The sequence below is a fragment of the Dechloromonas sp. ARDL1 genome (assembly GCF_051122455.1).
In the GTDB taxonomy this organism is placed as follows: Bacteria; Pseudomonadota; Gammaproteobacteria; order Burkholderiales; family Rhodocyclaceae; genus Azonexus.
In genome coordinates this window covers 1,494,163-1,519,724 of sequence record NZ_CP168939.1, presented here as the reverse complement: position 1 = coordinate 1,519,724, position 25,562 = coordinate 1,494,163, and the positions used below count along the sequence as shown (strand labels likewise).

Genomic DNA, 25,562 nt, shown 5'->3' with positions numbered 1-25,562 from the left:
AGGGCGACAAATACAGTCAATCCCTGACAACACCGGACGACTACCAACATGCCCAAGCTGATAACCCTTGAAGAAGCTGCCGACCGTATAGGCGTATCGCGCCGGACGGTGGATCGCTACATCGAGCGGGGGCAGTTCGTCGCCACCTACCGGCTGCCGACCGGCCACCTTCGGATTGACGAGTACGACCTCAACGAGTGGCTGGCCGCCTGCCAAACCCGCAACCAACTACCCGAGGCCATCCAATGAGAACCGCAGCCATCGATCGACAACTCGCCCAGGAGCAGACCAAGCTGGCCGAGGCCCAGGCAGACGCAACCCATGCCGCCGAGCAACTAGCGAAAGACCCGAGCCACCAGAAGCTGCGCGTCGCTGTGGTCGAGGCCCAGCAGGCGGTGGCCGAGGTGCAGATCGGCATCGACGCCCTGAATGCTGCTCGTGTCGAGGCCGTCAAGTACGACGCCAGCGACGAGGCCCAGGCTATCCGCAAGAAGCGGGCCGCAGCCGTGGCGGAAATCAAGGGGCATCACGAGAAGATGGTGCAGGCCGCCCAGGCAGTCGACGAGGCCCTGGCCCGTGCTGCTGAAACCTTGGGCGCCTTCCGAGAGCATCGAGCCGCCGCGCAACGCGCTTCCATTGCCTACGTGGAATTGATGGAGATTGACGCGACGGCCCGAAGCCACCGAGCGCATGGCCTCAACGCTATAAGCCACCGGGCCACTCATGGGATAGCCCTCGGCCTGTTCCAGATTCTTGGTGCTGCCAACCTGCTTGACTTGTCGGATTACTTGACCATCAACGAGTTCCACCGCCCCGTGCAGGATGGTGGAACCTTTGCCGATGCCGTGGCAATGAGCGCGAAGTCGGCGGCCAAGGCGATGGGCGAATGGGAGCAGGCAAATGATTGACGCCGCCAGCCTCTACCCTTCAATGTCGCAGCCGGCCGCTGCCAGCGAGGCAACCCCGCCTCAAGGAGCGGCCGCGCCTGCGGCACCCACACATTACATGCAGGAAATCGTCGAGCCCGAGCCTGTGAAGCTGGAAGCCTCGACGCCGGAAGAACGGGCGGCCACCCTGTACGCCAAGCCCGAGGTGGCCGAGATTGAGATCCCGAGCGACATCAAGGCCGAGCGCGCAGCCGACCCCACGCGGGGCCTGTATGACCCGGCCAAGACCTTCGGCGACACGCTCAACGAGCGCACGCTGTTTTCCGACCCGGTGGCCGCCGAGCAGATCGCGCCGGAAGTGCAGCGCGCCGTCGTGAAGGAACTGGCCGAAATGGCTACCGACGTGGGCATGAATAACGGCGACGTGCGCACCCTGCAAGTCGTATTCCGCCACGTGAGCGAGGCCCCCACCGAGGAAACCCGCGTGCAGTGGCGTGAGCAGGCGGTGCAGCGCCTCAATGAAACCTATGGCAAGGACGCCAAGCAAGCCCTGGCCGACGCTGCCAAGTTCGTGAAGGCAGACCCACGCCGTGCCCGAATGCTCGAACACAACGGTGCAGGGGATCACCCCGACGCCGTGCTGCTTTTCGCCCGCCTGGCTCGCCAGGCCCGACTGCAAGGGAGACTCAAGTGAATACCCCGACCGCTTTCAACGTACCGCCCCAAAATCCCGAGCGTGAGGTGAAGTCCCACGAGGTCGTACTGCCCGCCCAGGCCGGCCCGGTCATTCAGCAGCCGACGCCGACCCAGGCCGCGCAGTCGTGGCTCGATGCGCACAAGAACGTGCAGCCGCAAGCGGGGGTGCTGTGAGCGACGAAGCCAAGCGCAACGTGGTACGCGAGTACCTGCGCATCCACCCCGACGTGCAGTTTCGGCAGGCCGTGTTCGCCCTGCAACTTATTTACCGCCCCGACCATCTGGCCGTGCTGTTCGGCATGGCGATGCGCAACTATTAAGGAGACCTGACCATGCTTTCTGCCCAGCCTTTCGATGACATCCAGGTTGTCACGCCCAGCGATGACAACGACCTCCCGAATGGCACTTGCCGCGCACTGATTTTCACTGCACCAGGCGGCAACATTGCATTCACCACAGCGGCCGGCAACGACGTGACTTTGCCGGTTACTCCTGCGCTGATGGGCGTGCAGTGCATTCGCGCCCAGCGGATCAAGGCGGCCGGCACGTCCGCCACCGGCATCTTTGCTTGCTACTAAGGAGACCTGACCATGCCCCGCATGCTGTTTTCGGAAAAACCTCTGCGCCCTGGTGTTGCTACTGCAACCGAATTCCAGGGCGATGCCGTTACGCCCAACGATTCCACCGACCTGGTGAATGGCCCGTGCCACGCCATCTATGTGACCGGCGCCGGCAACGTGAGCATCAACCTGGCAGCCGGTGGCACTGCGCTACTGTCTGGTCTGTCCGCTGGCGAAATCGTGCGCGTGAATGCTTCCCGCATCAACGCGACGAGCACCACGGCCACCGGCATCTTCGCTCTGTATCACCAACAGCCGCTGTGATGAACCGGCACGAAGTTGAGGTCGACGTCGCCCAGGTAGTCGGTGCGGGCGTCGTTGCCTTGCATTTCGGCTGTGCTATCCACCTCGCGGCCGAGAAGCGCGACGGCGGCGAGCGCATCGAGGCCGATTGCTACTTCCAGCACCCGGCCGGGCCACTGGCGCCGAATATCGAGCGCACGATTTACGCCGGGGGCCAAATCGCCAAGGCGGCCTATTCGCAGGGCTCGCCCTACGACATGGAGCCCGAGGAAGCCATCGAGTACGCCCCGGACGGTTGCACGCTGGCCGACGTGGCTTTCGTCCTCGACCTGCTGCGCCGCCGCTGGCCGGTCATCGAAAACGAGGTCGCCACCATGACCCCGCAAATTCTCCACGGCACTGCAATGCTTCACTGAGGAACAAAACCATGGGAATCCCATCCGCACAACTCGCACAAGCTGGAATGGTCGGCCAAATCGGCGGGGCCTTTACCTCGGCCATCGGCAGCTATTTCAGTGCTGGCGCACAGAAGGCCACGCTGCAGGGGCAGGCTGCCATCGCCGACACGAACGCGCGAATTGCTGAACTTGGCGCGCAATCGGCATTGAGCCAGGGCCAGCAACAGGTCGCGCAATTGACCATGCGCGCGGGGCAACTCAAGAGCGCCCAGCGTGCGAACCTCGCGGCCAACGGCATCGACCTGGGCGAAGGCAGCGCGGCCGAGATACAGGCGTCGACGGACATCATGAAGGAAATCGACAAGAACACCGTCGAAGCCAACGCCGTGCGCAGCGCATGGGGGTATCGCACCCAGGCCGTGAATTACGAGAACGAGGCATTGATGAAGCGAGCCGGGGCCGGCGCAATCAGCCCGTTCATGTCGGCGGCGGGTTCCCTGCTGGGCAGTGCCGGCACGGTGGCGAGTTCTTGGTATGCCTGGCGCAAGGCGACAGAAGGGAAGTAAGCCATGCGCGAGGTAGCCGTCAACGAAGCCGGGTTGCGGATTGGTGAAGATCATCACGAGTCAAAGCTTACCGACTCCGAAATCGAGCGCATCCGTTCTCTGCACGAGGACGACGGTTTGGGCTACGGGAAGATCGCCCGGATATATGAAATCAGCAAGGGCGCCGTAGCCAAGATTTGCCGCTATGAGCGCCGGGCGCAATTTCCGACATCTTGGAAACGCCTACCAACAGATGACGACCTGCCGCGCATCGAAGAACTGCGCGCGAAAGGTATGGAGTGGCCCGAGGTGAGTGAAGCCCTTGGGATTCCTGACGTGCGCGATGCCTACAGGCGACTCGTCGCCAAGAAAGAGGAGCAAGAATATGCCTAGAGTACCGACCTACGACAACCTGCAAGCCACGCCCACCAACGTGCCACTGACGCGTTTCGACGCGCCAGATATGCCCGACTTTGCCGGGCGCCAGGCGCAGCAGCTTGGGCAAGGGATGATGCAGGCCGGTGAGGCCGCCAGCCGTATCGCCATCGACATGCAGAACGAGGCGAACGTGCTGCGCCGGATCGACGCGCGAAATCAGGCGCGCGAGGCCATGTTCGACCTCATGTATCACCCCGAGAACGGCGGCATGAACCAGCGCGGGTGGCTTGCCCTGCAACGCGATAGCGGCAAAGCCCTGCCGGACGAGTACGTCGACAAGTTCTCGGAAGTCTCGCAAAAAATCTCCGATGGCCTTGGCAACAATGCCCAGCGTCAGATGTTCGCGCAAGACGTGGCGCAGATGCGGGAAACCCTCTACGGCGACCTTTCCCGCCATATGGCGCAGGAATACAAGAGCTATCACGTGGGCGTTACCGACGCAACGGTGAGGTCGGCGCAACAGCAAATCGCATTGCTTGGCGGGCACGGCGACGACTCGGTTAATCCCGAAACCGGCGTCGGCCGTATCGACGATGCCGTCGAGGAAATCAAGGCAGCCGCCGCACAGAAGGCACGCCTCCTTGGGTTGCCGCAAACGCTGGCCGATGTGCAGGCGCGCAAGGACATCAGCAATGCGCACCAGATCGCCATCGATAACGCCCTCAAGAACGGCAAGACATCCTATGCCGCGCTCTACTTCAAGAAGTACAAAGGGCAGATGGATGCCGACGACCTGTTGCGCGTCGAGGGCTTGCTTGGGCAGGCTGTCGATGGTCAGGTGGTTGCGGCCGCAGTCCAACAGACCGAGCAGCGCTTCCGGCCGGCCTTCGAGCCCACGGGCCTGCTGCGGCTGACCAACATCGTGGAGCGGATGGAATCGGCGGGCCGACGCTACGATGCGGCCGGAAACCTCATTACCAGCCCGAAGGGCGCGCAGGGAGAAATGCAGGTCATGCCGGCGACCAGCAAGAACCCCGGCTTTGGCGTTACCCCGGCGCGTGACAATTCCCCCGAAGAACTGGCCCGCGTGGGCCGCGACTACCTGGCCGCTATGGTTAAGGAGTTCGGCGCAGTCGACCAGGCTCTCGCCGCCTACAACGCCGGCCCCGAACGGGTGAAAGCTGCAATCAAGAAGGCCGAGAAGTCGGCAAAGTTGGCCGACCCCAGCCTCAAGGTTTTAACTTGGCAGGATTTCCTGCCGGCTGAAACCAGGCAATACGTTAAGAAAGGCGTGGATGCTTACGCGGCTGGCGAGGGCATGGAGCACAAGCCAACCGAGCGCGACTATGTGGAAACAGCCGTGTCGCTACTTGGCCCCAGCGCTACGCCTGGGCAGGTCAAGATGGCGAGGGAAGAAGCCACTCGCCGCTTCACCTTGAACGAAAAGGTCATGAAGCAACGCGAGGACGAAAACGTCGCCAACGTAATGCGCATGCTGGTGTCGAATGGTGGCATTTGGCTTGACTTGCCGGCCGACGTTCGGGCGACCTTGCCACCAGGCAAAGTCGACGACGTGATGAACTTTGCGAAACGGCTTGCAGCAGGGCAAGACACTACCAACCTCGGGGTGTACAACAAGCTGGCGACCGAACCCGGTTATCTTGCGAACCTGAGCGATGCCGAGTTCTACACGCTGCAAAAGTACCTGTCGAACGCCGACTTTAAGCATTTCAGCAACGAGCGCGCCAAGATCAGGGGCACGCTGGCCGGGCAGGGCGGGCCGGCCGACTTGAATACCGAGTTCATCAAACAGGCGCTTAATTCGCGCCTGCAAACCCTGCGAATCGACCCCAGCCCGACCGATGGTTCGGGGGATGCCGCACGCGTCGGTGCCATCCGCCAGTTCGTCGACAAATACTTCATCACGGCCCAGCGGAGTGCCAATCGCAGATTCACCGATGCGGAAATCACCCAGCACCTCGACGCGCTGTTTGCGAACAATCAGACCTTCAAGGGGATGTTCTCGGATTCGCAGAGGCCCATGCTATCCCTGCGCGTGGGCGATCTGCCAGGCGATTACAGGGATCAGATCCTCGACGCCTTCAAGCGGCAGGGCGTCACCAATCCGACCGACGCCCAAATCCTCGACGCTTACTGGCACTTCAAGGTGGTGCGCAAGTGATTGAGTTGGAAGCCCTGCGCTGCAATGCGCGCGGCCGACCCGTGGGTATCTCAAACGTCAAGGCCAGGCACGGCGACGACGTGGTGGCCCGCGCTCGCGCCTTGCATGCCGAGGGAATGGGCTACCGATCTATCGGGCAGGCTCTTGGGGTTGCTCGCTCCACGGTGCAGTCCTGGATCGGCAAGAGCGGAAATCCACGTCGCGCCGTCAAGGCGGTGCGGGTTATCGTAAGGCGTAAGAAAGCATGACAGACAGCACAGAGAGCAACCGCAGCCCGAACGGCCGTTTCGTCGCCGGGCATGCCGTCAAATCGACAGGGCGACCCAAAGGCCCGAGCGCGGCCGAACAGGTGCGCGCCCTCATCGAACCCCACAAAGCGGCCATCATCGCCAAAGCGGTGGAACTGGCGAAGATGGGCGACCCGGCCAGCATCAAGCTGTGCCTTGAGCGCTTGGCGCCGATTCCCCGACCTGAGGATGAGAAAGTCGTCGTGCCGGGCCTAGCCGATGCGCCCACACTGCAAGCCAAGGCCACCGCAATTCTTGCGGCCGTCGCCGCAGGGCAGATCAGCGCGACGGCGGGCGACAAGCTGCTGCGCATGCTGGATACCTACAGCAAGGCCGTGGTGCTCGACGAGCACGAGCGCAGGCTCCAAGCCATCGAGGGCAAGCGGCCCAAGCCCGTGGCTCTGTTACACGATGCTGCCGAGGGGTTGGTATGACACTATCAGCAATGTCCCGCCGCCTGGATAAGATCGAGGCCGCCGAATTCGCTACCCTCGACCTGCGGGCGGAAATCATTAACGCCCAGCGCCAGGCGCCTACGCCGATGTACACCAGCGCCGAACTGCTGACCCTGGCTGGTGCCGGGGGCACTGTCGGCAGAATTGCACGTGGCTGGCTGCGCATCGGATTCGTCGCCGCGCAATCGCGTGGAAACCCGACGATTGACCCAACCGTTACCCTGCCGGCAATGGCCGGCTACCTCTACAACAAGCCGCTGGCGTTTGTCCTGTTCGCCTATGAGTGGGATCAAGAGCGCTCGCTGCAAGTGGTCAAGCTGCCGGATGCCTACCGCCTGACCTACGATAGTGAGTTCGGGCCTGATGCCTGGGCCTGCGATCTGCTCGACGAGGTGGCGCTGCAGGTGAGGGAGCGCCGGTTTGACGGGCGCAATGCCGTTGATTCGATTCGGTCGGCGGTAAGTTCCGGCCACGGTATCGGCAAGAGTGCAATCACGGCGTGGTTGGTGAATTGGATCATGAGCACCCGCCCGAATGCGCGCGGCGTCGTGACAGCCAACACCGCGCCGCAGTTGGAGTCGAAAACCTGGGCCGAAATCGGCAAGTGGACGAAGCGCTGCATTTTCGGCGATTGGTTCCAGGTCACGACCGGCAAGGGCTCCATGCGCATGACGATGAACGAGCATCCCGAGTCGTGGCGGTGCGACGCGCAGACCTGCCGCGAGGAAAACAGCGAATCGTTCGCCGGCCTGCACGCTGCCGACTCCACGCCGTTCTACATCTTCGACGAGGCGAGCGCGATCCCCGCGAAGATTTGGGAGGTTGCGGAGGGTGGCATGACGGACGGCGAGCCCATGTGGTTCGCCTTTGGCAACCCGACCCGAACAGGCACCAAGTTCTTCGAGTGCTTCAACGGCCTGCGCCACCGCTGGAACACTCGGCAAATCGACAGCCGCACCTGTCAAATCACGAACAAGAAACAGATCGAGGAATGGGTGCAGGACTACGGCATCGGTTCCGATTTCGTGAAGGTGCGCGTCCTGGGTGAATTCCCCAGCGCGTCGAGTCTGCAATTTATCGGCCGCGAACTTGTCGGCGCTGCCCAGGTGCGCGACGTGCCCGACCAACTCGACGAAGCGGTGGTGCTGGGCGTTGATCCGGCCCGCTTCGGCGACGACAGCAGCGTGATTTGGACACGTATCGGGCGCGACGCCCGCAGCTTCGCACCAATTCGATTGAAGGGTGCCGACACGATGACGCTGGCCGCCAAGGTGGCCGAGCACGCCAACATGCTGCGCAGTACCGGCCGCCAGGTCGTTATCAACGTTGATGGCGGTGGCGTGGGCGGTGGCGTCATCGACCGCCTGCGCTCAACTGGCTATGACGTGAATGAAGTTCAATTCGGAGCGCGAGCGCTAGATCCCCGGAAGTGGGCGAACCGGCGCGCCGAGATTTGGGGCGCGATGCGCGAGTGGCTGGTCGGCGGGGCCATTCCTCGGGACGAACTGCTGGCAACCGACCTCACCAGCGTGGAGTACGGGTACAACGCGGCCGACGCCGTGCTGCTGGAAAAGAAGGAGAGCATGAAGGCGCGCGGCCTGGCTTCGCCGGACTCTGCCGACGCGCTGGCTATCACCTTCGCGGTGCCGGTGCCGGTCGGTGAGTTCTTCGCGTCACCGTACCGATTCAGTCGCCCGGAGCGACCGGGACAGCGGCAAGAATATGACCCCTACGCCGGATTGAACCGGGGGCATGATCCTTTGCAAGCGGGGCATTGAAGAGAGCGGCGCGGCTACGAGGTCAGACACTAGCCGCTTTTCAGACCGGGGTGACACCGCTCGCCCGGCCGCCGCTCAACCCATCATAGCGTCATAGGTGCAGCGAGTCCAATACCGTCAGGCCGGTGCTTGATACCGTCAGCAGGTCAGCGAAAGCGTAGGGTTTTACCGTCAGCGCACAACCTGGCCCGCCTTGAGCGTGCGGAATAATGCAAAGTACAATGTACCCCTCGGTGGGGCAGGACACAGGCCGCCTTTCTAGCCCCGACAATTTGACGGTATGGAGGGGGTGAAGCGTGTCGTACAAACACTATAGAAAGCCTTACGTGGCAACGCTTTTCACTTTCTTATTGACAATTGAGTGGGAATAAGCCAAGTATCCTGGATCAGGTACCTTGGCTTGATCTAGGAACTTCCCTTCGGGGGCGCAATGAAAAGCTATTATCAGGTTCTCGGACTACCTTCCGCCAAGGCTACTGGCGAAGAAATCGAGGCGGCCTATCGCCGTCTGGCGGATGAGTTTTCGGCAAATTCCGATTATTTGACAGCGGTTGGAGAGGCCTATGCCTGCCTGAGCAATCCGCAGCGAAGGGCCGAGTATGACAGGCGGTTGTTACGTCACGAAGCGAAGGAGCATGCGTCGATTCAGGCTCGAAGCACCGGCGGTGGTGGCCTGAAATGGCTCGGTTTGGTCAGTTTGGCCGTGGCCGCTTTTGGCTATTACTACTCGACGCGTTCCCAGCCGACAGTTGTGGTGGTGCCAACAACTGTACCTGCATCGGTGTTTGAAACAGAGGCGAGGCAAGCGAGCGCGGTTGCGGATGACCCGGCACACGCTGTGCAGCCAACTGAGTCAGCATCCGATAGGGCGGTAGAGGGAATTATCGTGAGTCAGCAAGCCCTGACGCGCGCGAGGCATTTCGAGCGGCCGGCCAAAAAGCCGGGTTTTGATGCCGAGTATCTTTCCTGGACGACCTATCTGGTCGTCGGTGGGCGGAGCAGGGGGTCGGGCGTCATGGTGGCTCCCGACAAGATATTGACCAATTGCCACGTTGTCGCCGGCAATGCCCTGAGCGGTCTGGTGGTCGTCAATAGCGCCACCCATGAGCGAACCAAGGTCGACAAATATTCCAAGCTTGAGGATGACGAGGATGTCTGTCTCTTGAGCGCACCGGGGGCGCCATCGCATGTGGCAGAGTGGGGGCGTTCGGAATCGCTGGATATCGGAGCGGTAACGCATACGGTGAGTTTTCCTGGCAACGAGGGGCTGACCTGGTCGTCGGGGAAACTCATTCGCCGCGAAGCACCGCTCGGCATGGAGGTTTTGCTGACTTCCAACTATTGCCGTCCAGGCGTTTCCGGTGGTCCGCTTTTCAATGATGCCGGGCATTTGGTGGGCATCACCTCGGCCGGGCGCATGTACCGGGGGGGCGGTAGCGAATGCATGTCGTTGACCGCCGAAACGGCTAGGAAGGTGCTCTACAAACCGATGGTGCCAATTGCCCTGGCGCCGACCCAATATGATCCGGCGATGCTGAGACGATGAACGACGAATTTTTCATGCGCGAGGCGCTATCGCTGGCGCGTGCCGCTGAGTGTCTGGGAGAGGTGCCGGTCGGTGCCATCGTGGTCCGGGAGGGGGTCATTGTCGGTCGCGGCTTCAATACGCCGATCGGCGAAAGTGACCCGACGGCCCATGCGGAAATCTCGGCTTTACGTGATGCGGCGCGAAATCTTGGCAACTACCGTCTTCCGGGGTGCGAATTGTTCGTGACGCTGGAGCCATGCGCCATGTGTGCCGGTGCCATCATGCATGCGCGGATCATTCGCGTGGTTTACGGGGCGCGGGACCCGAAGACAGGAGTGCATGGCAGCGTTGTGGACTTGTTCGGCGTCGAGCGCCTGAATCACCATGCCACGGTCGAGGGCGGGGTGCTGGCCGAGGAATGTAGTACCTTGTTGTCGGCCTTCTTCGCTAGTCGCCGCCGGAAAACGCAATGAAACTGCTGATATCCGTTGCCCGCCAACTGATGCTGGTCGTGGACGACCGCGGTACCGCATTGCGCGAATATCCGGTGTCGACGGCACTGGCAGGGGTTGGCGAGGTTTCGGGGAGCTATCAAACGCCACGGGGCTCGCATGTCATTCGCGCCAAGATCGGGGCGGGGCTGCCGGAGAACACGGTGTTCGTCCGCCGCCGGCCGACCGGTGAAATCTGGACACCGGGACTTGCCGAGCAATTTCCGGGCAGGGACTGGATACTGACGCGCATACTGTGGTTGTCCGGCTGTCAGCCCGGCCTCAATCGTCTGGGCTGCGTCGATACCATGCGGCGCTACATTTATATCCACGGCAGCCCCGACACAGCCGAGATGGGTGTGCCGGGGTCACATGGTTGCGTCCGCATGCGCAACGCCGACATCGTCGAACTATTCGATCAGGTTCCCTGCTATACGCCGGTCGAGATCAGCGAAGATTGAAGCGCCTGCCCATTGGGGCCGAAGGTTTTTTCCTGAACGGAAACGGTGCCGTCGCAGCGCAGCCAGGCTACGGTCGATGCCCGGGTGCCGTAAGCTGCAGATCGAACGAAGATGGCGGATAGCAGCCTTTCCCATTCGAGGCTGACGCCGGTGCTTGGTAATTCATGGTCGGCGACGATTTCTGAGTCGGCGAGTAACTCGAAAAGCGCCGATGTGTCTGGTAGTTGGGGCAGGGCGGCTGCGTGGCGACGACGGGCGGTCAGCAGCTTGGGCCAGGGACTGTCGAGCAAATGGTTCGATAGCCCGTAAACGCCGGGCGGCAGAGTTCGTGGAGCGCCGTCGCGATTGCTGCAGTAGACCAGTTCGTCACCATCGGCCAGCAACAGGTTGAAGCCGGAGTATTGCTGGTTGTCGAGCTTCTGCGCGTAGTCGCTGGCAGCTAGCTCGGAGGTCAGGAAGTTGCGGGCCAAGGCCCCACGGGTGAGCACACCTTTCGCCATGCCCGGTTCACGCACGTTGGTGACTGCCGCGAAGCGTCCGCTATCGGTGATCCCGAGCCAGGTTCCCCCAGCTTCGAGGTCCCGCCCGCCAATGACATGGGGGGCGTCCGGCCAGCGCGCGATGGCAGCGCTGGGGCGCGCGTAGAACTCGTCACGGTTGGCGGCCACGACCAGTGGGTAATCTGGGTGAGTCCGCCAAGCGACGACGATCAGGCACATCTTGCCAGCTTACGGATTGACGGCGACAGCCTTGACTGCTGGGCCTTCCAGCGAGCTAAGGCGGACATTCTCCGAGTAATTCGATTGCACCACCGCCAGCGCGGCATAGCCTCCGGTCGGGGCAGGGGCGGCGGTCATGATCATGCCGCAAGACTGGTCGGGATTATCGGGAGAGTGCAGGGTATCGCCCGCCTTGAGCGGTACCAGGCTATCGAGACGGTACAAATGGCGCTTGACCTTTCCGAGGTACTGCGTCCGGGCAACAACTTCCTGGCCGGGGTAGCAGCCCTTGTGGAAGCTGACGCCGCCGATTTTTTCGAAATCGGCCATCTGCGGTACGAATTCTTCCTTGGTGGCCAGCGTGACGAGCGGATAGGCAGCCTGGATATCGAGCCAGCGCCAGGCAGCGCAACCGGCCGGACGTGCCTTGACGGTTAGCTTCTGCCATAGCGCCGCCATGCCGGACTCCGGAGCTATGACAATGAAGCGGGTCGCATCGAGTCGGATCACCGTCGTGTCGGCTTGCGACGCAACGGTCATCGGTTCGCTCGGGCAGGGCAGGCCGGCATCGGCCAGCGCCTCGGCGGCTTGCGGGCCGGCAAGACCGAGCATTGGCGTGGAGTCAGTCAGGGAAGTTAGTTTGACCTTGGAGCGCAGGACAAACATTTGCAAGCGCTTCTGGCTGGCTTCCTGAAGGTCGGCCGAGAATGTCAGCAGGTAGCGGTCGCCCTGGCGCCAGACCAGGAAACTGGCCTGCATCCGGCCCTTGGCGGTGCACCACCCGGCATGCTGCGCCTGTTGCGCACCGAGGTGATTGACGTCGTTGGTGAACTGGCTATGCAGGAAGGACTTGGCGTCTTCGCCGGAAGCCTCGATCAGGGCGAGGTGGGTCAGTGGGACGACGACGGTCTGTTTGCTTGCGGCCTGCAATTCAGCGGCGGCATCGCCAAAGTGGAGAAGTTCGGCCGATTCGCCGTCGAACTGGCCTTCAGCGGATTCGAGAAAGCTGCGCCAATGGGGATTCATGGGGGCTCCAGAGGGGGTTTCGGATATTATATCGCTCGTTATAACGTGCTCGTTCAACACGGGCAAGACCTGCTTGCTGCTGACGAGTTCCCGTGCGATTACTGTTCAAGATTTTTTTTGTCTGCCTGTTGTTGCTTGCCGGTGTGGCTGGTGCTTTGTGGTGGTGGGCCAGCCAACCGATGACACTGCGGACCTCGCCGCTCGATTTCCGGATCGCTGCCGGTAGTTCCCTACGTACGGCCATCGTCGAGATGCGCGAATCCGGCATTGCGGTAAATCCCATCTTGCTCGGCCTACTGGCGCGTGCCAATCGGGCCGATACCGCGATCAAGGCGGGTAGCTACTCGATCAACGCGGGGGCGACCCCGCACCAATTATTGGACAAATTGCTGCGGGGAAAGGTGACTCAGGGTGAGTTGACGCTGGTGGAGGGCTGGACCTTTCGCCAGTGGCGGGCGCGCCTCGACCGGCATCCGGACCTTCGCCACGACGCGATCGGGCTGACCGAGATGCAGCTTCTCGAGCGCCTGGGAATTTCTGGATCGTCGCTGGAGGGGCAACTTTTCCCGGATACCTATCTCTTCGACAAGCAGTCCAGTGATCTCGACTTGCTTGCCCGAGCGTATCGTGCCATGCAGCGCAAACTCGATGCGGAGTGGATTCAGCGGGCGCAGGGGCTTCCCTACAGGTCGCCGCAGGAAGCCCTGATCATGGCTTCCATCATTGAAAAGGAAACCGGGCGCGAGGCAGATCGGCAATTGGTGGCAGCCGTCTTTGTCAATCGATTGCGTAGGGGGATGCTGCTGCAGACCGATCCCACCGTGATTTACGGGCTGGGGGAGCGATTCGACGGTAACTTGCGCAAACGCGACCTACAAAGCGATAGCCCTTACAATACCTACATGCGAGCCGGCTTGCCGCCGTCGCCAATCGCCATGCCGGGGCTGGCGTCTCTGAGGGCGGCGCTGAATCCGGCATCCTCCGACGTGCTCTACTTCGTTGCTCGTGGTGACGGTAGCAGCGAGTTTTCCCGGACGCTCGACGAGCACAACCGGGCGGTCAACAAATATCAGAGAGGTGGGAAGTGAAGGGCAAATTCATCACTTTCGAAGGAATCGACGGGGCCGGCAAGAGCAGTCACGTGGAATGGTTGGCGGAGGCCTTGCGGCAACGCGGGCGTGTCGTACATGTAACGCGCGAGCCGGGTGGGACGCCGCTCGGCGAAAAGCTGCGAGAACTGCTGCTCAACGAACCGATGCATCTGGAAACAGAGACCTTGCTGATGTTCGCAGCGCGCCGCGAACATCTCGCTCGTCTGATCGAGCCAGCCCTGGCGCGTGGCGAGTGGGTAGTGTGCGATCGGTTCAGCGATGCGACTTATGCTTACCAAGGTGGTGGGCGTGGACTGGATCGCGCCAAATTTCTGGCGCTAGAGCATTGGGTTCACGAACACCTGCAGCCGGATTTGACCCTGCTCTTCGACCTGCCGCTTGATGTGGCACGCGAGCGCATCGTGCTTGCCAATCGCGTGCTCGACAAGTTTGAGCAAGAACGCGCCGATTTCCATGAGCGGGTGCGCCAGGCTTACCTCGAGCGGGCGCATGTCAGCCCCGGCCGATTCCGGGTCATTGATGCCAATCGTTCTATTGATGATATTCGTAAACAACTTGAACAAATTATTTCAAGTATCGGTTTATGAACGTTATTGAACTTCACGGGAAGGTTTGGTCCGGGCTGCAGGGGCGGCGGCAGCGCATGCCGCACTCCTTGTTGCTGATCGGTCAGAAAGGTCTGGGTAAATTTGATCTTGCCCGACGTTTTGCGGCCAGCCTGCTCTGCGAGTCGCCCCAAACCGATGGGCTGGCTTGTGGAAAATGCCTGGCCTGCAACTGGTTCGAGCAGGGGAATCACCCGGATTTTCGCCTTTTGCAGCCCGAGGCTTTGAGTGATGACGCTGAGGCTGAAGATGGCAAGAAAAAGCCCAGTCAGCAGATCACCATTGATCAGGTGCGTAGTCTTGATGACTTCTTCAATGTCGGCACGCATCGTGGTGGTTTGCGCATCGTACTTGTCAATCCGACCGAGGCGATGAACCGGAATACTGCAAACTCACTTCTTAAAACACTTGAAGAGCCATCCCCAAATACTTTATTTTTAATGGTTTCAAGTGAGCCAATGCGCTTGCTGCCGACGATTCGCAGTCGTTGCCAAGTGGTTCCCGTACCGGTTCCGTCGGCCAAGGTGGCGGTCAAGGTTCTGGCCGATGAAGGTGTTGATCACGCGGAGCATTGGCTGGCATTGGCGGGCGGGGCGCCTGGCCTGGCCCTCGACATGGCCGAGTCGGGGCAGAGTGCCTGGCTGGAACTGCTGGCGAATCGGCTGGGGGCTGGGCGCGGGGTGGCCCCCTTGGTTATGGCGACCGAACTCGAAAAGGCGGTCAAGGATAGCAAGGGGAAGTTATTGCTGAAGCAGGTAGTCGAGGCGTTTCAGAAGTGGTTGGTCGATTTGACTTTCGCCCGCAACGGCTTGCCGGTGCGTTATTTTCTGCAACATCAGGCCAAAATTTCTGGGCTGGCTGATATGATTCCCCCTGCACGCCTGATACGGTCGTATCGTGCGGCAATCACCCGCCGACAGGAAGCGGAGCAGCCACTGAATGCGCGTCTGTTTCTGGAAGGCCTCTTTTTGGAATATCGAGCCCTGTTTGCCAATTGATCAACGATGAGTGAAGCCAAACCTGCTCCGCAGCGCCCGAGCGTTCTCTCGCTGAACATCAATTCCAAGTCGGCGCTTTATGCTGCGTTCATGCCTCATCTGAAGGCTGGCGGCATCTTTATTCCGACAACGCGCAGCTACAAAATTGGTGATGAAGTCTTCATGCTTTTGTCGTTGATGGACGATCCCGCCAAGTTGCCGATTGCCGGCACCGTGGTCTGGGTGACGCCGGCTGGCGCGCAGAATGGTCGTGCCCAAGGGATCGGCGTCCACTTCAATAATGACGAGAGCGGCCAGGAAGCGCGCCGCAAGATCGAAGGTCTGCTGGGTGGAGTCATGCAGTCTTCGCGGCCAACGCATACGCTTTGATCGACTGCATGCTGGTCGACTCCCATTGTCACCTGGATTTTCCCGACCTGGTCGGACGGCTGCCTGAGGTCTTGCTGCGCATGCGCGAAAATCAGGTTGGTGCCGCCATCTGTATCGGTGTGAATCTTGAGGATTTTCCGAGGGTCTTGGCGCTTGCCGAGAGTCAGCCCAATCTGTATGCCACGGTGGGGGTTCATCCAGAATATACCGATATCGAGGAGCCGACCGTGGAACGCCTCGTTGCACTGGCTGACCATGTCAAGGTGATTGCCATCGGCGAGACCGGTCTGGATTATTACTGGCAGAAGGACAAGCCGGAGTGGCAGCGCGAGCGCTTCCGAAACCACATTCGTGCCGCCAAGGCGTGTGGCAAGCCTTTGGTCGTGCATACCCGCGACTCGGCCGTCGATACCTTGCGCCTTATGAAGGAAGAGGGCGCCGATGCGGTTGGCGGGGTAATGCATTGCTTCACGGAAGATTGGGCGGTCGCCACTGAGGCGCTCGACCTCGGTTTCCACCTTTCGTTTTCGGGTATCGTTACCTTCAAGAATGCATTGACCGTCAAGGATGTCGCGCGGAAATGTCCGCTCGATCGTCTGCTGGTTGAAACCGATGCTCCTTACCTGGCGCCGGTTCCCTATCGCGGCAAGCAAAACGAGCCGGCCTACGTTCGTTACGTTGCAGAGGAAATCGCTCGCCTGCGTTCGCTATCGCTTGATGAGGTCATGAAAGCGACGACCGAAAACTTTTCCCGTTTGTTCAACATTCCTTGTGCTTCCTGATGAACATGAAAAATACCCTGATGCATGGATTGCTTGTCTTGGCATTTTTGTCGCCAGTCCACGCGGCAACCTATGACGATCTGATCAGCGCGGCCAAAATGGGCGACAAGGGGACGATTTCAGGGTTGGTGAGTAAAGGTGCTTCAGTCGATACAACGGACATTGATGGCAACACCCTGTTGATGCTGGCTGCGCGCGATGGTCACGATGAACTGGTTGCTTATCTGGTCGGTCAGCGAGCCAAACTTGGTGCGCGTAATTCGGCTGGCGATACTGCATTGCGTCTTGCCGCTTTTCGCGGCCATCTCAAGGTGGTCGATCTGCTAATCAAGGCGGGAGCTCCAATCAATATGAGTGGCTGGACCCCGTTGGCCTATGCGGCCTTCGGCGGTCACCTGGCTATCGTCAAGCGCCTCATAGAGGCGGGCGCCGATGTCAATCTGCCTAGTGAAAATGGGACAACGCCGCTGATCGCTGCGGCGCGAACGGGGCATGCCAATGTGGTCAAGTTGCTCCTTGAGAAGAAGGCGAATGTCGCATTGAAGCTTGATACTGGCGAAACAGCGCTGGATGTTGCCCTCAAGGCAGGCAATACCGATATAGCATCGATGCTTCGTCAAGCGGGGGGTATGTCGGGGCGAACGGTAACGATTGAGGTGCAGTAAGCGCCCAGTTGTTGCCGGAGCGAGGCTCCGGAGAGCGATCCATTAAGCGAGTGCCTTTGCGCCCACATCTTTGGGGCGTCCCATGATGCTGGGCATGGATTTCGCATCAATATTTACAGTTTTTTCCAATGGGTGGCATTGTCTGGCATGCGCACCCCGTTGTTGCGATCGAGACTGCCGTGGCTGACGGCCTAGCGGACGATTGCCGTGATGATGTCGATATCCCGTTCGCCTGATTTTTTCCCACTGCCCCCGGGTGTTTTTTCGGCCTTTGTCGCCGCCTGATTAGCGGGCAGCTTACGCTTCGCGTGTTCTATCTTTGGGGGTGGGGCCGCGCCGTTGGCGATGTTTTGCGGTTGCCTTGGATATTCGGTGTCGGCAAGTCTGGATCGGGCCGGGTTTTCGTTCGCGGCTGTTTGCACGGTCTGCTGATCGGAGGCGTTTGTTCCTTTTGCCTCTTCACGAATGGTTGCGGCGGGAGGTGTCGCCGGCGTGGCCTGCAAGCCTTGTTTCTTAGCGTTTTCCGGCAAGGAGTCAGTGGAGGCATCCTTGTTTGCCGGGGCTTCAGCCGATTGTGCCAATGCTTGTCGGGCAGTAGTGGGTTTTCCTTCTTCTGGCGTCGCCGTGTTTGTTGATTGGGTGGCGACCCAGTAGCTGCTTCCTAGCGTTAGCAACGCTATCCCGGCCCAGGTGACAGGTTTTCGCAGCAAGGGCTCGGCGTGCAGTTTTGCGTATTGAGGGTCCAAGTCTTTCAGGATGCTCATCGTGGCCTTTGTGTATCGTTATGGAATATGAAAAATACGTGTTAGATAAATATTAGGCGAGTTGATCAGACAATTATAAACAGACCTCCATAAGTTCATAAAGAAAACCATTTGTATTAAAATAGTACAGATGACTAATGCCGTGGTTCGCGCGCTGCCTTGCTGGTGCGAATGTCTGGCTGTTTTTGAAGGCTGTGCGTGGTTGCTGCTACGGTATTTGTCTATTTTCTGGTCGTTGTGCTGGGGGTTGTTCTGGTTGTATTTCCCGCGCATCGGGAACGCATGCTTGCGTTTTTCTCGATGATGTTGGGTGCCGGGGCGCTTCCTTTCACTCGGGTGGCCAGTCGGTCCGTTGCCGGGTTGGCGGAAATCGGGCGGAGTGCAAGGAGTGCGTTCCGCAGGGTCGGGCGTTTTGCGGCGGAGAGTCCGTTGCTGGCTGCGGGGGCCTTGTTTCTGTTAGGGGCGCCGTCATTGCTGGCTCTTGCCGTGCATCGGCCGGCTGTGTTCGATTTTTCCGAGGTCAGTCGCGGTACCGATCGGCAGATTGCCGTGCTGCTGGAAGGTGAGCAGCTTGTTCCGCCGCCGCCGTTGCCGCCCGAGGTTTTTACAACCCGCGAAGTTGAAATGGTTCGTCCGGATGTGATTCATGCCAGTCGCAACTGGAGCTTGCTCGATGCGGAATTTACGCAGCGTTTGCTGGTTGTTTTCAAACTGATGAAGGAGCGCCATGGATACGAAATGGTGCTCATCGAAGGGTATCGCAGCCCGGAACGCCAGGCCCGTCTGTTTGAGCAGGGAGGGCATGTGACTCAGGCCGGGGCGAACATGAGCTACCACCAATATGGCCTGGCCGCGGATTCAGCTTTTTTCAAGGACGGGAAGATCGTGATTTCCGAGCGCGACCCGTGGGCCATGCGGGGGTATCAGCTATATGGGGAAATTGCCGCACAGGTGGGCCTGACTTGGGGAGGCAACTGGAAGATGCAGGATTACGGGCACGTCGAACTGCGTCGGCCCGGGGTTCTCACACGAGCAGCGGGGCAATGATGTGGTCGTTGCCATTGGAATGCGCATAGATCGAGAGGCACTTGATGAGCAGAGCGTTTATTTTGCTGGGTGACAAGACTGACCATGGCGGTGTTGTCATTTCGGCTTCCGAGACCAGTGATTGCGACGGCAAGGGCATTGCTCGCGTCGGGGACAAGGTGACTTGCCCCAAGAAAGGGCACGGAAGTGTGACCACGATCGTGACGGGCGATGCCACTGCGTTGATCGACGGGCGTCCGGCGGCCCGTCACGGCGACAAGACGGCGTGTGGCGCAACACTGATCGCCAGTCAGTCGCTGACGACCGATTGATCGCAACAGGCGACAAGATGCGCTCTATAGTCTTGAAGATTATCGGTGGCAGCCTGTTGACCTTGGCATTGGTCTGGGCGCTGGTGCTTGGCTGGTGGCAGTCCAACGACTATGAGCCCAGCAAGCTCGATCTCGGGTTGTATCTGGTCGCTTTGCCTTTGGCGCTGGTTGGCGGATATCTCCTGTTGAGAGGCTTCATCGATCATTTGAAATCCCCCACGATGTCGGTGCCGCCGCAGGCTCCCTCTTTACGCGATGACGACCCGTTGGCGCTGGCGGCAGCAAAATCGGAGGCCGCCGAGCGCAGTTTTGCGATCGGTGTGATTGATGGTTTTGTCGTCACCTCAGTCGGTGCTTCTGTGGACGAGGTGTTGACGGCCGTCGAGGAGGGCAAGCGGCCAGAGCCCAGTTCGCGCCTGACCGATGAATCAGGTTTTCCAGTGTTTCTCGCCGAGGTCCCCGATCTGGATGTCGACGCAATGCGCGAACTTGTTCAGTTGGGGGAGTTGTCCAGTCACGACTCGATCATGCGTTCATTTTCCTTGCTCGAAAGGCTGTTGGAGACGCTGAGTGAGCGTCTGCCAGACATTCTTGAGCGAGCGGGCGATGCGATTGCGCTGAGGGCGGTCTGGATCGTACCGGCGGCCTGGAAAAATAAGGATTTTCAGGTCATGAAGGCCTGGCTGCAGGCCGGGTTGTCTTCATTGCCGGAAAAACTCCGACCGGAAATATCGATGGTGCCGGCGACCGGCGAACTTGAGGCATTACGGGTCTTGGACGAGATCAACTTGCGAATCAATCGCGATCCTTCAAGTCAGGAATTGACCTTGCTGCTTGGTGCCGTGTCGGATGTCGATGAACAGGGTGTCGCCCAAAGAGCCGGTAACAATCGCCTGTTTACATCCGAGCACCAACAACGACAGATCCCTGGCGAGGGCGGGTTTGCCATGTTGCTGGCCAGCAAAGCCCTGATCGCCCGATTGCAGTTGAGTGATTGCGTCCTGATTTCCCGGGTCAGCATGGGGGCTCGCGACAAACCCGTCGATTCGGGGGGGCGCGTGAGCGGCAAGCTGATCAACCAGTTGACCACAGGGTTGCTTGACGTGACCGGGGTCGAGCATTCAACGATCAAAACAGCTGTTCTCGATACCGATCATCGTGCCAATAACCTGACGGAAGCCCTGGAGGGACTGGGGGCGGGCTTCGAGCACCTCGATCCGATCAAGGATTGTCCCGCTGTCGGTGCGAGCGTGGGCGATCTGTCTCCCATTGGCGGACTGGTGGCGCTGGCTTGTGCCAAGGCCAAGGTTCTCGCCACCGAGTCTCCCGTGTTGTGCATTAGCAACCAGCATCATCTTGGGCGTGCTGTGATTCTCGCACTGCCCATTCCGATAGAAGCCGATATCAATACCGGCAGCATTTGAGTAAAGCAAAACTACGATGTCTCGACTCCGCAACTTGTTGACCGATTCCCGGTTTCTTTCCTTCGTCGGTGTAGCCGCCGTGGCGGCCTTCTTCTTTTTGGGGGCGAAAACGCTCAAGGTGGCGATGATCTGGGCTGCGATTGCCAGCCTGGTGATCTTGGCCTTGTGGGGGGGCGTCTGGCTTTACCGCCGCCGCAAATCCCGCCAGGCTGGCGAGGCCATTGGCTCGATGCTCGAGCAACAGGCCGATTCAGTGAGCAAGCGGGGCGGTGGTGCTTCCGCAGCAGAGATACAGGCGCTTAAACAGCGTATGCAGGAAGCGGTCAAGACGATCAAGACCTCGAAACTCGGGCAGATGTCGGGGGCGGAAGCGCTTTACGAACTTCCGTGGTACATGACCATTGGCAACCCGGCTGCCGGAAAAAGCACGGCGGTGGTTAATTCCGGTTTGAAGTTTCCTTTCGACGATGGTGGCGATGCCATCATCAAGGGGATTGGGGGAACGCGGAATTGCGACTGGTTCTTCACGACTGAAGGCATCCTGCTCGATACCGCCGGGCGTTATTCGGTGCATGAAGAGGACCGCGAGGAGTGGCTGGGCTTTCTGGGCCTGTTGAAAAAGCATCGCCCGCGCGCGCCGATCAACGGCATCATCGTGACGGTCAGCATTGGCGAGCTGATGGGAAATGCGCCGAGTTTTGCGATCAATCTGGCCAAAAACCTGCGTCAGCGGGTTCAGGAGCTGACTGAAAAACTGGAGGTGTTTGCACCGGTCTATGTGCTCTTTACCAAGGCCGATCTGATCCCCGGTTTCCATGAGTTCTTCCTTGATCTTGATTGGAATGAACGCGACCGCGTCTGGGGGGCGACGATTCCCTATGAGCAGGCAGGCGGTAACGAATTGATCGCACTATTCGACCGTCACTTCGATGAGCTCTACGAGGGACTGCGTGCCATGAGCGTCGCCCAGATGTCGCGCCTGCAAAGCGAAAACACTCCGCCGGGGCTGCTCACCTTTCCGTCGGAATTCGCTTCGATCAAGCCGGCGCTTAAGGCTTTCATCGCCACGCTGTTCGAAGACAATCCTTTCCAGTTCAAACCGATTTTCCGCGGGTTTTACATCACTTCGGCGACTCAGACCAACGACATCAAACCAGTGGTCAGTGACCGCATCCTGCGGAAATTCTCGCTGCAGGGCGCGGGTAACGGCCAGGTTCGTACGGCGCTCAGCCATGGCTACTTTCTCAAGGAGCTGTTCTCCAGGGTGATTTTCCCGGATCGCAATCTGGTTCGCCAGCATACGACCCGGAGCAAGACCCGTCTGCGCCAGTTTGCCGTGCTCGGAGCCTTGTGTTGCCTGGGGCTGGCCCTGGGTGGCTGGAGCTGGTCGTATGTCAATAACCGCAGCCTGCTCGCCAACGTCGAGCAGGATGTGGCCAAGGCGATCAAGATTCAGGAAGGGCGCATCGACTTGCAGTCTCGTCTCGAAGCGCTGGAAATCATTCAGGATCGCCTCGCGCAGCTCGAGCAATTCAACAGTGAACATCCCATTTCCATCGGCCTCGGCATTTATCAGGGCGAACGGATGGCCGATCACTTACGGCGGGAATATTTCTCGGGGGTCGGCAATATCATGCTGTTGCCCGTGAAGGAGAATCTCGAGGCTTTCCTCAATGAGGTCAATGCGCAGGGTGATCGCCTCAAGCCACAGGCCGCCAGTGCCGCCAAGCCGGTGCGCACCAAGCAGTACAAGGATGCTTCGCCGGCCGATGTCGAGGACGGATACAACGCGCTGAAGACCTATCTCATGCTTTCCAGCCGCGATCACGTGGACGTCGGGCATTTGTCCGACCAGATAACCCGTTTCTGGCGCGGCTGGCTGGAGGCCAATCGCGGCACCATGACGCGCGAGCAGATGATCCGCTCGGCAGGCCGCATCCTGACCTTCCATCTGGAGCACGCAACGCATCCCGAGTGGCCGACCATCGCCAACAATCTGGTTCTTGTCGACGAGGTACGCGACAAGTTGCGCCAGGTGGTTCGTGGGATGCCTGCGGCCGAGCGGGTGTATGCGGAAATCAAGGCACGCGCGTCGACCCGCTTCGCGCCGTTGACCGTCGCCAATATCGTCGGTCCCGACAATGCCGCCCTGGTCGCTGGCAGCCACGTGGTTTCCGGTGCATTTACCGTCGAGGCATGGCGGGAGTATGTGCAAAACGCAATCAAGGATGCGGCAACCAACGAGCAAAGCAATGCCGATTGGGTGCTGCAGACATCGACAAAGGACGACCTCACGCTGGAGGGCAGCCCCGAGCAGATTCAGAAGTCCCTTATTGCCATGTACAAACGCGACTACACCGAGGAGTGGAAGTCGTTCGTGCAAGGTATCAGCGTGGCTTCTTTCGAAACCTTCCCGGAAGCCATTGCGGCGATGGACCGCCTGGGTGATCCCCAGATGTCGCCAGTGGGCACGTTGATCAAGGTGGTTTTCGACCAGACGGCGTGGGATAACCCGGCCATGGCAAACCTCGGGCTGGAGCGCGCGCAAAAGGGCTTTGTCGAGTGGTTCAAGCGTTCTGTCCTGCAAATGTCGCCGAGTCGCGTCCAGCTGGACGTTAACGTCTCGGCCAAGCAGGCCGAGATTCCGATGGGGCCCATCGGCAAGGAGTTTGCCGGTTTCGGACGGCTGGTGATTCCGCGCGACAAGGCAGACCCCTTGGTTGATACCTATCTCAAGCAGCTCTCCAAGGTCAGGACACGCCTCAACCAGCTCAAGAACCAGGGCGACCCGGGGCCGGGGTCGCTGAAGCTGATGCGGGAAACCATCGATGGCAACGGTTCGGAAATGGCCGATACGCTGCGTTTCGTCGATGAACAGATGCTCACCGGCCTTCCCGACAATCAGCGTGCCGTTTTGCGTCCATTGCTGGTCAGGCCGTTGCTGCAGTCTTACGCGGCGATCGTCAAGCCTGCCTCCGAAGAGTTGAACAAGACCTGGGAGGCTCAGGTATTCGAGCCGTTTAACCGCAAGCTGGCGATCAAGTACCCCTTTGCCGCGAAGTCGAATATCGAGGCATCGCCCACCGAGATTGCGCAGATGTTCGGCCCCGACGGTGCCATATCCAAGTATGTCGAATCGTCGATGGGGTCTCTGGTCGTTCGTCGTGGCAACACCATCACACCGCGTACCTGGGGTGATCTGGGCATTACCCTGCAGCCGGAGTTCATGAACGATTTCGCGCGCTGGGTATCGCCGTTAGACGGGGGGGCGGCAGCCGATTCCGGCGGCGGGGGCGGTGCAGCCCAGGCGCAGACGGTTTTCATGCTCAGGCCGCAAGCCGCCCCGGGAACAACTGGCTATGTCATCGAAATCGACGGCCAGAAGCTGAACTACCGTAACGGTGTGGCGCAGTGGGCCAATTTCGTATGGCCGAATGCAACGGGGGTGCCTGGTGCCAAGATCGTGGCGACCACGTTCGAGGGGCGGATTGTCGAAGTTGTGAATATTCCGGGACGCTTCGGTCTCGAGAAGATGATCAATTCGGCCAAGCGCACGCGCCTGTCGGATGGTTCCTTCCATTTGACGTGGTTGGCGGAAGGCGTTGAGGTCGGTATCGACCTCAAGGTGGTCAGCAGCGCCCAGGTCCAGTCAGGCGAAGGCGCTACGGGGCAGCGCGGTCTGGCCGGCTTGATCCTGCCGCGGAGCGTGGCCGTCGGCAAGGTGGGCAAACCGGTGGAGCAGGTGGCCGAATCCACTGAGCAGCAGGCGATGGCTGGCCAGCAAGCCGGGATGGCTGGAGGTGCGCAATGAGCAGCATTGTGAATTCTTCGGCAACCTGCTTTGGCAAGATTCCCTCGCGTGGCGATTTCGTCAAGGGGGCAGGGCAGCACCAGTTGATTACCGTGCTTGATCGCTGGGTATCCCAGGGAATGGAGCGCCTGTCGGAAGATCCGCGCTGGAAAATGGCTTACGATAATGCCTGTGCGGTCGATTTTGCCTTTGTCGGCGCGCGCAGCAGGCTTGCGGTCGTCGGGCATTTGCGACCGAGCCTGGATTCTTCGGGGCGCCGCTTCCCCTTCATTGCGGCCGCAACCATCGAGCGTGACGATGCCTTGATTTTTCGCTGCGCCCCCGTCGGGCTTTCCCATTCGTTCGGTGCGCTCGCGGCCATTTCGGAGGCAGGTGTTCGCGGCGGAGAGGTTGCCGATCTGCTGGGCGAACTGGAGAGCGTCAACTGCGCTGCCGACTTCGAAGCCGCCATGCAAAGCGATCCATTGGGAAATTTCGTCCGCAGAAGCAGTCTGGAATCCCTCGCCACCCTGATCGGAGCGTCGGATGTTGATTCCGTGAGGCGGATCATCCTGGCTATCGGGTTGTTGATGCGACCCGCCCTGGGGCAGGGCAACCTTGCCATCGACAAGGAAATCGTTCTTCCTCTACCCAGCGACGAGCGTAACCGAAACCTGGTGGCCGGTTTGTGGCTCTATCTGCTGACTGCCTTTCTGCGTCGTACGATGGTTGAGTTGCAGTTCATCATCGAGCGTCGCCCCGACAACCCACGGTTGATCATCGGATTCAATGGTTCCTCACCCGCACCCCTAGTCGCCGCCTTGTCGCCCGATACCTCGGTTGATCGGATCATTCCCTTGCTTGACCCGGAATGGATTGAGGAGCAGGCAGAGGTGGTCAACGACTACGGTGTGGCCAAACTTTCCGCCTATCTGGCGCAACCGCATGTCTCCCTGGAACAGGCTATCTCTACCTTCCGCGAAGTATTTCTGGGCGAATGA

The 25,562-nt window shown here is 60.1% G+C and carries 30 protein-coding genes; 27 read left to right on the top strand and 3 right to left on the bottom strand.

The window, feature by feature from the left end:
* Positions 1–48 precede the first annotated feature (48 nt).
* The 16 genes from AB6Q56_RS07480 to AB6Q56_RS07405 all read left to right on the top strand — a co-directional run bounded on the left by AB6Q56_RS07480 (position 49) and on the right by AB6Q56_RS07405 (position 10,949).
* Complete coding sequence (locus tag AB6Q56_RS07480; RefSeq protein ID WP_434516447.1) at positions 49–249, top strand: helix-turn-helix transcriptional regulator; 201 nt, start codon at positions 49–51, stop codon at positions 247–249.
* Positions 246–908 (top strand): hypothetical protein, encoded by a 663-nt coding sequence (locus tag AB6Q56_RS07475; RefSeq protein WP_434516446.1) that lies wholly within the window; start codon positions 246–248, stop codon positions 906–908. Before AB6Q56_RS07480 ends, AB6Q56_RS07475 begins: the two co-directional genes overlap by 4 nt.
* Positions 901–1,581, top strand: a complete 681-nt coding sequence (locus AB6Q56_RS07470; protein ID WP_434516445.1) for a hypothetical protein — start codon at positions 901–903, stop codon at positions 1,579–1,581. The genes AB6Q56_RS07475 and AB6Q56_RS07470 overlap by 8 nt, the downstream gene beginning before the upstream one ends.
* Positions 1,578–1,757: a hypothetical protein gene (locus tag AB6Q56_RS07465; protein ID WP_434516444.1), complete on the top strand. Its 180-nt coding sequence runs from the start codon at positions 1,578–1,580 to the stop codon at positions 1,755–1,757. Before AB6Q56_RS07470 ends, AB6Q56_RS07465 begins: the two co-directional genes overlap by 4 nt.
* Entirely contained in the window at positions 1,754–1,903 is a 150-nt protein-coding gene (locus AB6Q56_RS07460; RefSeq protein ID WP_434516443.1) for a hypothetical protein, read from the top strand. Before AB6Q56_RS07465 ends, AB6Q56_RS07460 begins: the two co-directional genes overlap by 4 nt.
* Positions 1,904–1,915: 12 nt before the next feature.
* Positions 1,916–2,161 (top strand): spike base protein, RCAP_Rcc01079 family, encoded by a 246-nt coding sequence (locus AB6Q56_RS07455; RefSeq protein ID WP_434516442.1) that lies wholly within the window; start codon positions 1,916–1,918, stop codon positions 2,159–2,161.
* Positions 2,162–2,173: 12 nt separating this feature from the next.
* Positions 2,174–2,467: a spike base protein, RCAP_Rcc01079 family gene (locus AB6Q56_RS07450; protein ID WP_434516441.1), complete on the top strand. Its 294-nt coding sequence runs from the start codon at positions 2,174–2,176 to the stop codon at positions 2,465–2,467.
* A complete protein-coding gene (locus tag AB6Q56_RS07445; protein WP_434516440.1) occupies positions 2,467–2,862 on the top strand; it encodes a hypothetical protein in 396 nt (131 codons plus the stop codon). Before AB6Q56_RS07450 ends, AB6Q56_RS07445 begins: the two co-directional genes overlap by 1 nt.
* A gap of 47 nt (positions 2,863–2,909) precedes the next feature.
* Entirely contained in the window at positions 2,910–3,410 is a 501-nt protein-coding gene (locus AB6Q56_RS07440) for a virion core protein, T7 gp14 family (RefSeq protein ID WP_434516439.1), read from the top strand.
* Between the two features lie 3 nt (positions 3,411–3,413).
* Positions 3,414–3,782 carry a hypothetical protein gene (locus AB6Q56_RS07435; RefSeq protein ID WP_434516438.1) on the top strand — a complete coding sequence of 123 codons (369 nt, stop codon included), beginning with the start codon at positions 3,414–3,416 and terminating at the stop codon, positions 3,780–3,782.
* The gene (locus AB6Q56_RS07430; RefSeq protein WP_434516437.1) at positions 3,775–5,949 is read left to right on the top strand and encodes a transglycosylase SLT domain-containing protein; all 2,175 of its coding nucleotides are present in this window, start codon (positions 3,775–3,777) and stop codon (positions 5,947–5,949) included. The genes AB6Q56_RS07435 and AB6Q56_RS07430 overlap by 8 nt, the downstream gene beginning before the upstream one ends.
* A 244-nt stretch (positions 5,950–6,193) precedes the next feature.
* Complete coding sequence (locus AB6Q56_RS07425) at positions 6,194–6,670, top strand: hypothetical protein (protein WP_434516436.1); 477 nt, start codon at positions 6,194–6,196, stop codon at positions 6,668–6,670.
* Between the two features lie 11 nt (positions 6,671–6,681).
* Entirely contained in the window at positions 6,682–8,469 is a 1,788-nt protein-coding gene (locus AB6Q56_RS07420) for a hypothetical protein (protein ID WP_434516435.1), read from the top strand.
* Positions 8,470–8,899: 430 nt separating this feature from the next.
* On the top strand, positions 8,900–10,015 hold the full coding sequence (locus AB6Q56_RS07415) for a trypsin-like peptidase domain-containing protein (protein ID WP_434516434.1): 1,116 nt from the start codon (positions 8,900–8,902) through the stop codon (positions 10,013–10,015).
* Positions 10,012–10,470, top strand: a complete 459-nt coding sequence (tadA, locus tag AB6Q56_RS07410; RefSeq protein ID WP_434516433.1) for a tRNA adenosine(34) deaminase TadA — start codon at positions 10,012–10,014, stop codon at positions 10,468–10,470. Before AB6Q56_RS07415 ends, tadA begins: the two co-directional genes overlap by 4 nt.
* Positions 10,467–10,949: a L,D-transpeptidase family protein gene (locus AB6Q56_RS07405; RefSeq protein WP_434516432.1), complete on the top strand. Its 483-nt coding sequence runs from the start codon at positions 10,467–10,469 to the stop codon at positions 10,947–10,949. Before tadA ends, AB6Q56_RS07405 begins: the two co-directional genes overlap by 4 nt.
* On the opposite strand, the gene AB6Q56_RS07400 is transcribed toward AB6Q56_RS07405, so the two are convergent.
* Together AB6Q56_RS07400 and AB6Q56_RS07395 are read right to left on the bottom strand one after the other, a co-directional pair.
* The gene (locus AB6Q56_RS07400) at positions 10,919–11,668 is read right to left on the bottom strand and encodes an NRDE family protein (RefSeq protein WP_434516431.1); all 750 of its coding nucleotides are present in this window, start codon (positions 11,666–11,668) and stop codon (positions 10,919–10,921) included. The two genes, AB6Q56_RS07405 and AB6Q56_RS07400, sit on opposite strands and share 31 nt — an antisense overlap.
* Before the next feature lie 9 nt (positions 11,669–11,677).
* Positions 11,678–12,694, bottom strand: coding sequence for a YgfZ/GcvT domain-containing protein (locus tag AB6Q56_RS07395; protein WP_434516430.1), 1,017 nt, complete (start codon positions 12,692–12,694; stop codon positions 11,678–11,680).
* A gap of 92 nt (positions 12,695–12,786) precedes the next feature.
* Between AB6Q56_RS07395 and mltG the strand changes: the two genes are divergently transcribed.
* The 6 genes from mltG to AB6Q56_RS07365 are packed head-to-tail and all read left to right on the top strand — an operon-like array spanning position 12,787 to position 17,225.
* Positions 12,787–13,782: an endolytic transglycosylase MltG gene (gene mltG, locus AB6Q56_RS07390; RefSeq protein WP_434516429.1), complete on the top strand. Its 996-nt coding sequence runs from the start codon at positions 12,787–12,789 to the stop codon at positions 13,780–13,782.
* Positions 13,779–14,393: a dTMP kinase gene (tmk, locus tag AB6Q56_RS07385; RefSeq protein WP_434516428.1), complete on the top strand. Its 615-nt coding sequence runs from the start codon at positions 13,779–13,781 to the stop codon at positions 14,391–14,393. The genes mltG and tmk overlap by 4 nt, the downstream gene beginning before the upstream one ends.
* Positions 14,390–15,409 carry a DNA polymerase III subunit delta' gene (holB, locus tag AB6Q56_RS07380; RefSeq protein WP_434516427.1) on the top strand — a complete coding sequence of 340 codons (1,020 nt, stop codon included), beginning with the start codon at positions 14,390–14,392 and terminating at the stop codon, positions 15,407–15,409. Before tmk ends, holB begins: the two co-directional genes overlap by 4 nt.
* Positions 15,410–15,415: 6 nt before the next feature.
* Complete coding sequence (locus AB6Q56_RS07375) at positions 15,416–15,778, top strand: PilZ domain-containing protein (RefSeq protein ID WP_150428735.1); 363 nt, start codon at positions 15,416–15,418, stop codon at positions 15,776–15,778.
* 8 nt (positions 15,779–15,786) lie between these two features.
* Positions 15,787–16,560, top strand: coding sequence for a TatD family hydrolase (locus tag AB6Q56_RS07370; RefSeq protein WP_434517142.1), 774 nt, complete (start codon positions 15,787–15,789; stop codon positions 16,558–16,560).
* A gap of 5 nt (positions 16,561–16,565) precedes the next feature.
* A complete protein-coding gene (locus AB6Q56_RS07365; protein WP_434516426.1) occupies positions 16,566–17,225 on the top strand; it encodes an ankyrin repeat domain-containing protein in 660 nt (219 codons plus the stop codon).
* 191 nt (positions 17,226–17,416) lie between these two features.
* On the opposite strand, the gene AB6Q56_RS07360 is transcribed toward AB6Q56_RS07365, so the two are convergent.
* Complete coding sequence (locus AB6Q56_RS07360) at positions 17,417–17,989, bottom strand: hypothetical protein (protein WP_434516425.1); 573 nt, start codon at positions 17,987–17,989, stop codon at positions 17,417–17,419.
* A 549-nt stretch (positions 17,990–18,538) separates the two neighbouring features.
* Between AB6Q56_RS07360 and AB6Q56_RS07355 the strand changes: the two genes are divergently transcribed.
* The 5 genes from AB6Q56_RS07355 to tagF all read left to right on the top strand — a co-directional run bounded on the left by AB6Q56_RS07355 (position 18,539) and on the right by tagF (position 25,562).
* On the top strand, positions 18,539–19,036 hold the full coding sequence (locus AB6Q56_RS07355; protein ID WP_434516424.1) for a M15 family metallopeptidase: 498 nt from the start codon (positions 18,539–18,541) through the stop codon (positions 19,034–19,036).
* 44 nt (positions 19,037–19,080) lie between these two features.
* The gene (locus tag AB6Q56_RS07350) at positions 19,081–19,347 is read left to right on the top strand and encodes a PAAR domain-containing protein (RefSeq protein ID WP_434516423.1); all 267 of its coding nucleotides are present in this window, start codon (positions 19,081–19,083) and stop codon (positions 19,345–19,347) included.
* Positions 19,348–19,415: 68 nt separating this feature from the next.
* The gene (locus AB6Q56_RS07345; RefSeq protein ID WP_434516422.1) at positions 19,416–20,771 is read left to right on the top strand and encodes a hypothetical protein; all 1,356 of its coding nucleotides are present in this window, start codon (positions 19,416–19,418) and stop codon (positions 20,769–20,771) included.
* 16 nt (positions 20,772–20,787) lie between these two features.
* Positions 20,788–24,582, top strand: a complete 3,795-nt coding sequence (tssM, locus tag AB6Q56_RS07340; RefSeq protein ID WP_434516421.1) for a type VI secretion system membrane subunit TssM — start codon at positions 20,788–20,790, stop codon at positions 24,580–24,582.
* On the top strand, positions 24,579–25,562 hold the full coding sequence (gene tagF / locus AB6Q56_RS07335; RefSeq protein WP_434516420.1) for a type VI secretion system-associated protein TagF: 984 nt from the start codon (positions 24,579–24,581) through the stop codon (positions 25,560–25,562). The genes tssM and tagF overlap by 4 nt, the downstream gene beginning before the upstream one ends.

Coding starts and splice junctions, on each gene's coding strand:
- AB6Q56_RS07480 (WP_434516447.1), top strand. CDS start 49: ATGCCCAAGCTGATAACCCTTGAAGAAGCTGCCGACCGTATAGGCGTA.
- AB6Q56_RS07475 (WP_434516446.1), top strand. CDS start 246: ATGAGAACCGCAGCCATCGATCGACAACTCGCCCAGGAGCAGACCAAG.
- AB6Q56_RS07470 (WP_434516445.1), top strand. CDS start 901: ATGATTGACGCCGCCAGCCTCTACCCTTCAATGTCGCAGCCGGCCGCT.
- AB6Q56_RS07455 (WP_434516442.1), top strand. CDS start 1,916: ATGCTTTCTGCCCAGCCTTTCGATGACATCCAGGTTGTCACGCCCAGC.
- AB6Q56_RS07450 (WP_434516441.1), top strand. CDS start 2,174: ATGCCCCGCATGCTGTTTTCGGAAAAACCTCTGCGCCCTGGTGTTGCT.
- AB6Q56_RS07445 (WP_434516440.1), top strand. CDS start 2,467: ATGAACCGGCACGAAGTTGAGGTCGACGTCGCCCAGGTAGTCGGTGCG.
- AB6Q56_RS07440 (WP_434516439.1), top strand. CDS start 2,910: ATGGTCGGCCAAATCGGCGGGGCCTTTACCTCGGCCATCGGCAGCTAT.
- AB6Q56_RS07435 (WP_434516438.1), top strand. CDS start 3,414: ATGCGCGAGGTAGCCGTCAACGAAGCCGGGTTGCGGATTGGTGAAGAT.
- AB6Q56_RS07430 (WP_434516437.1), top strand. CDS start 3,775: ATGCCTAGAGTACCGACCTACGACAACCTGCAAGCCACGCCCACCAAC.
- AB6Q56_RS07425 (WP_434516436.1), top strand. CDS start 6,194: ATGACAGACAGCACAGAGAGCAACCGCAGCCCGAACGGCCGTTTCGTC.
- AB6Q56_RS07420 (WP_434516435.1), top strand. CDS start 6,682: ATGTCCCGCCGCCTGGATAAGATCGAGGCCGCCGAATTCGCTACCCTC.
- AB6Q56_RS07415 (WP_434516434.1), top strand. CDS start 8,900: ATGAAAAGCTATTATCAGGTTCTCGGACTACCTTCCGCCAAGGCTACT.
- tadA (WP_434516433.1), top strand. CDS start 10,012: ATGAACGACGAATTTTTCATGCGCGAGGCGCTATCGCTGGCGCGTGCC.
- AB6Q56_RS07405 (WP_434516432.1), top strand. CDS start 10,467: ATGAAACTGCTGATATCCGTTGCCCGCCAACTGATGCTGGTCGTGGAC.
- AB6Q56_RS07400 (WP_434516431.1), bottom strand. CDS start 11,668: ATGTGCCTGATCGTCGTCGCTTGGCGGACTCACCCAGATTACCCACTG.
- AB6Q56_RS07395 (WP_434516430.1), bottom strand. CDS start 12,694: ATGAATCCCCATTGGCGCAGCTTTCTCGAATCCGCTGAAGGCCAGTTC.
- holB (WP_434516427.1), top strand. CDS start 14,390: ATGAACGTTATTGAACTTCACGGGAAGGTTTGGTCCGGGCTGCAGGGG.
- AB6Q56_RS07375 (WP_150428735.1), top strand. CDS start 15,416: ATGAGTGAAGCCAAACCTGCTCCGCAGCGCCCGAGCGTTCTCTCGCTG.
- AB6Q56_RS07370 (WP_434517142.1), top strand. CDS start 15,787: ATGCTGGTCGACTCCCATTGTCACCTGGATTTTCCCGACCTGGTCGGA.
- AB6Q56_RS07365 (WP_434516426.1), top strand. CDS start 16,566: ATGAAAAATACCCTGATGCATGGATTGCTTGTCTTGGCATTTTTGTCG.
- AB6Q56_RS07360 (WP_434516425.1), bottom strand. CDS start 17,989: ATGAGCATCCTGAAAGACTTGGACCCTCAATACGCAAAACTGCACGCC.
- AB6Q56_RS07350 (WP_434516423.1), top strand. CDS start 19,081: ATGAGCAGAGCGTTTATTTTGCTGGGTGACAAGACTGACCATGGCGGT.
- tssM (WP_434516421.1), top strand. CDS start 20,788: ATGTCTCGACTCCGCAACTTGTTGACCGATTCCCGGTTTCTTTCCTTC.
- tagF (WP_434516420.1), top strand. CDS start 24,579: ATGAGCAGCATTGTGAATTCTTCGGCAACCTGCTTTGGCAAGATTCCC.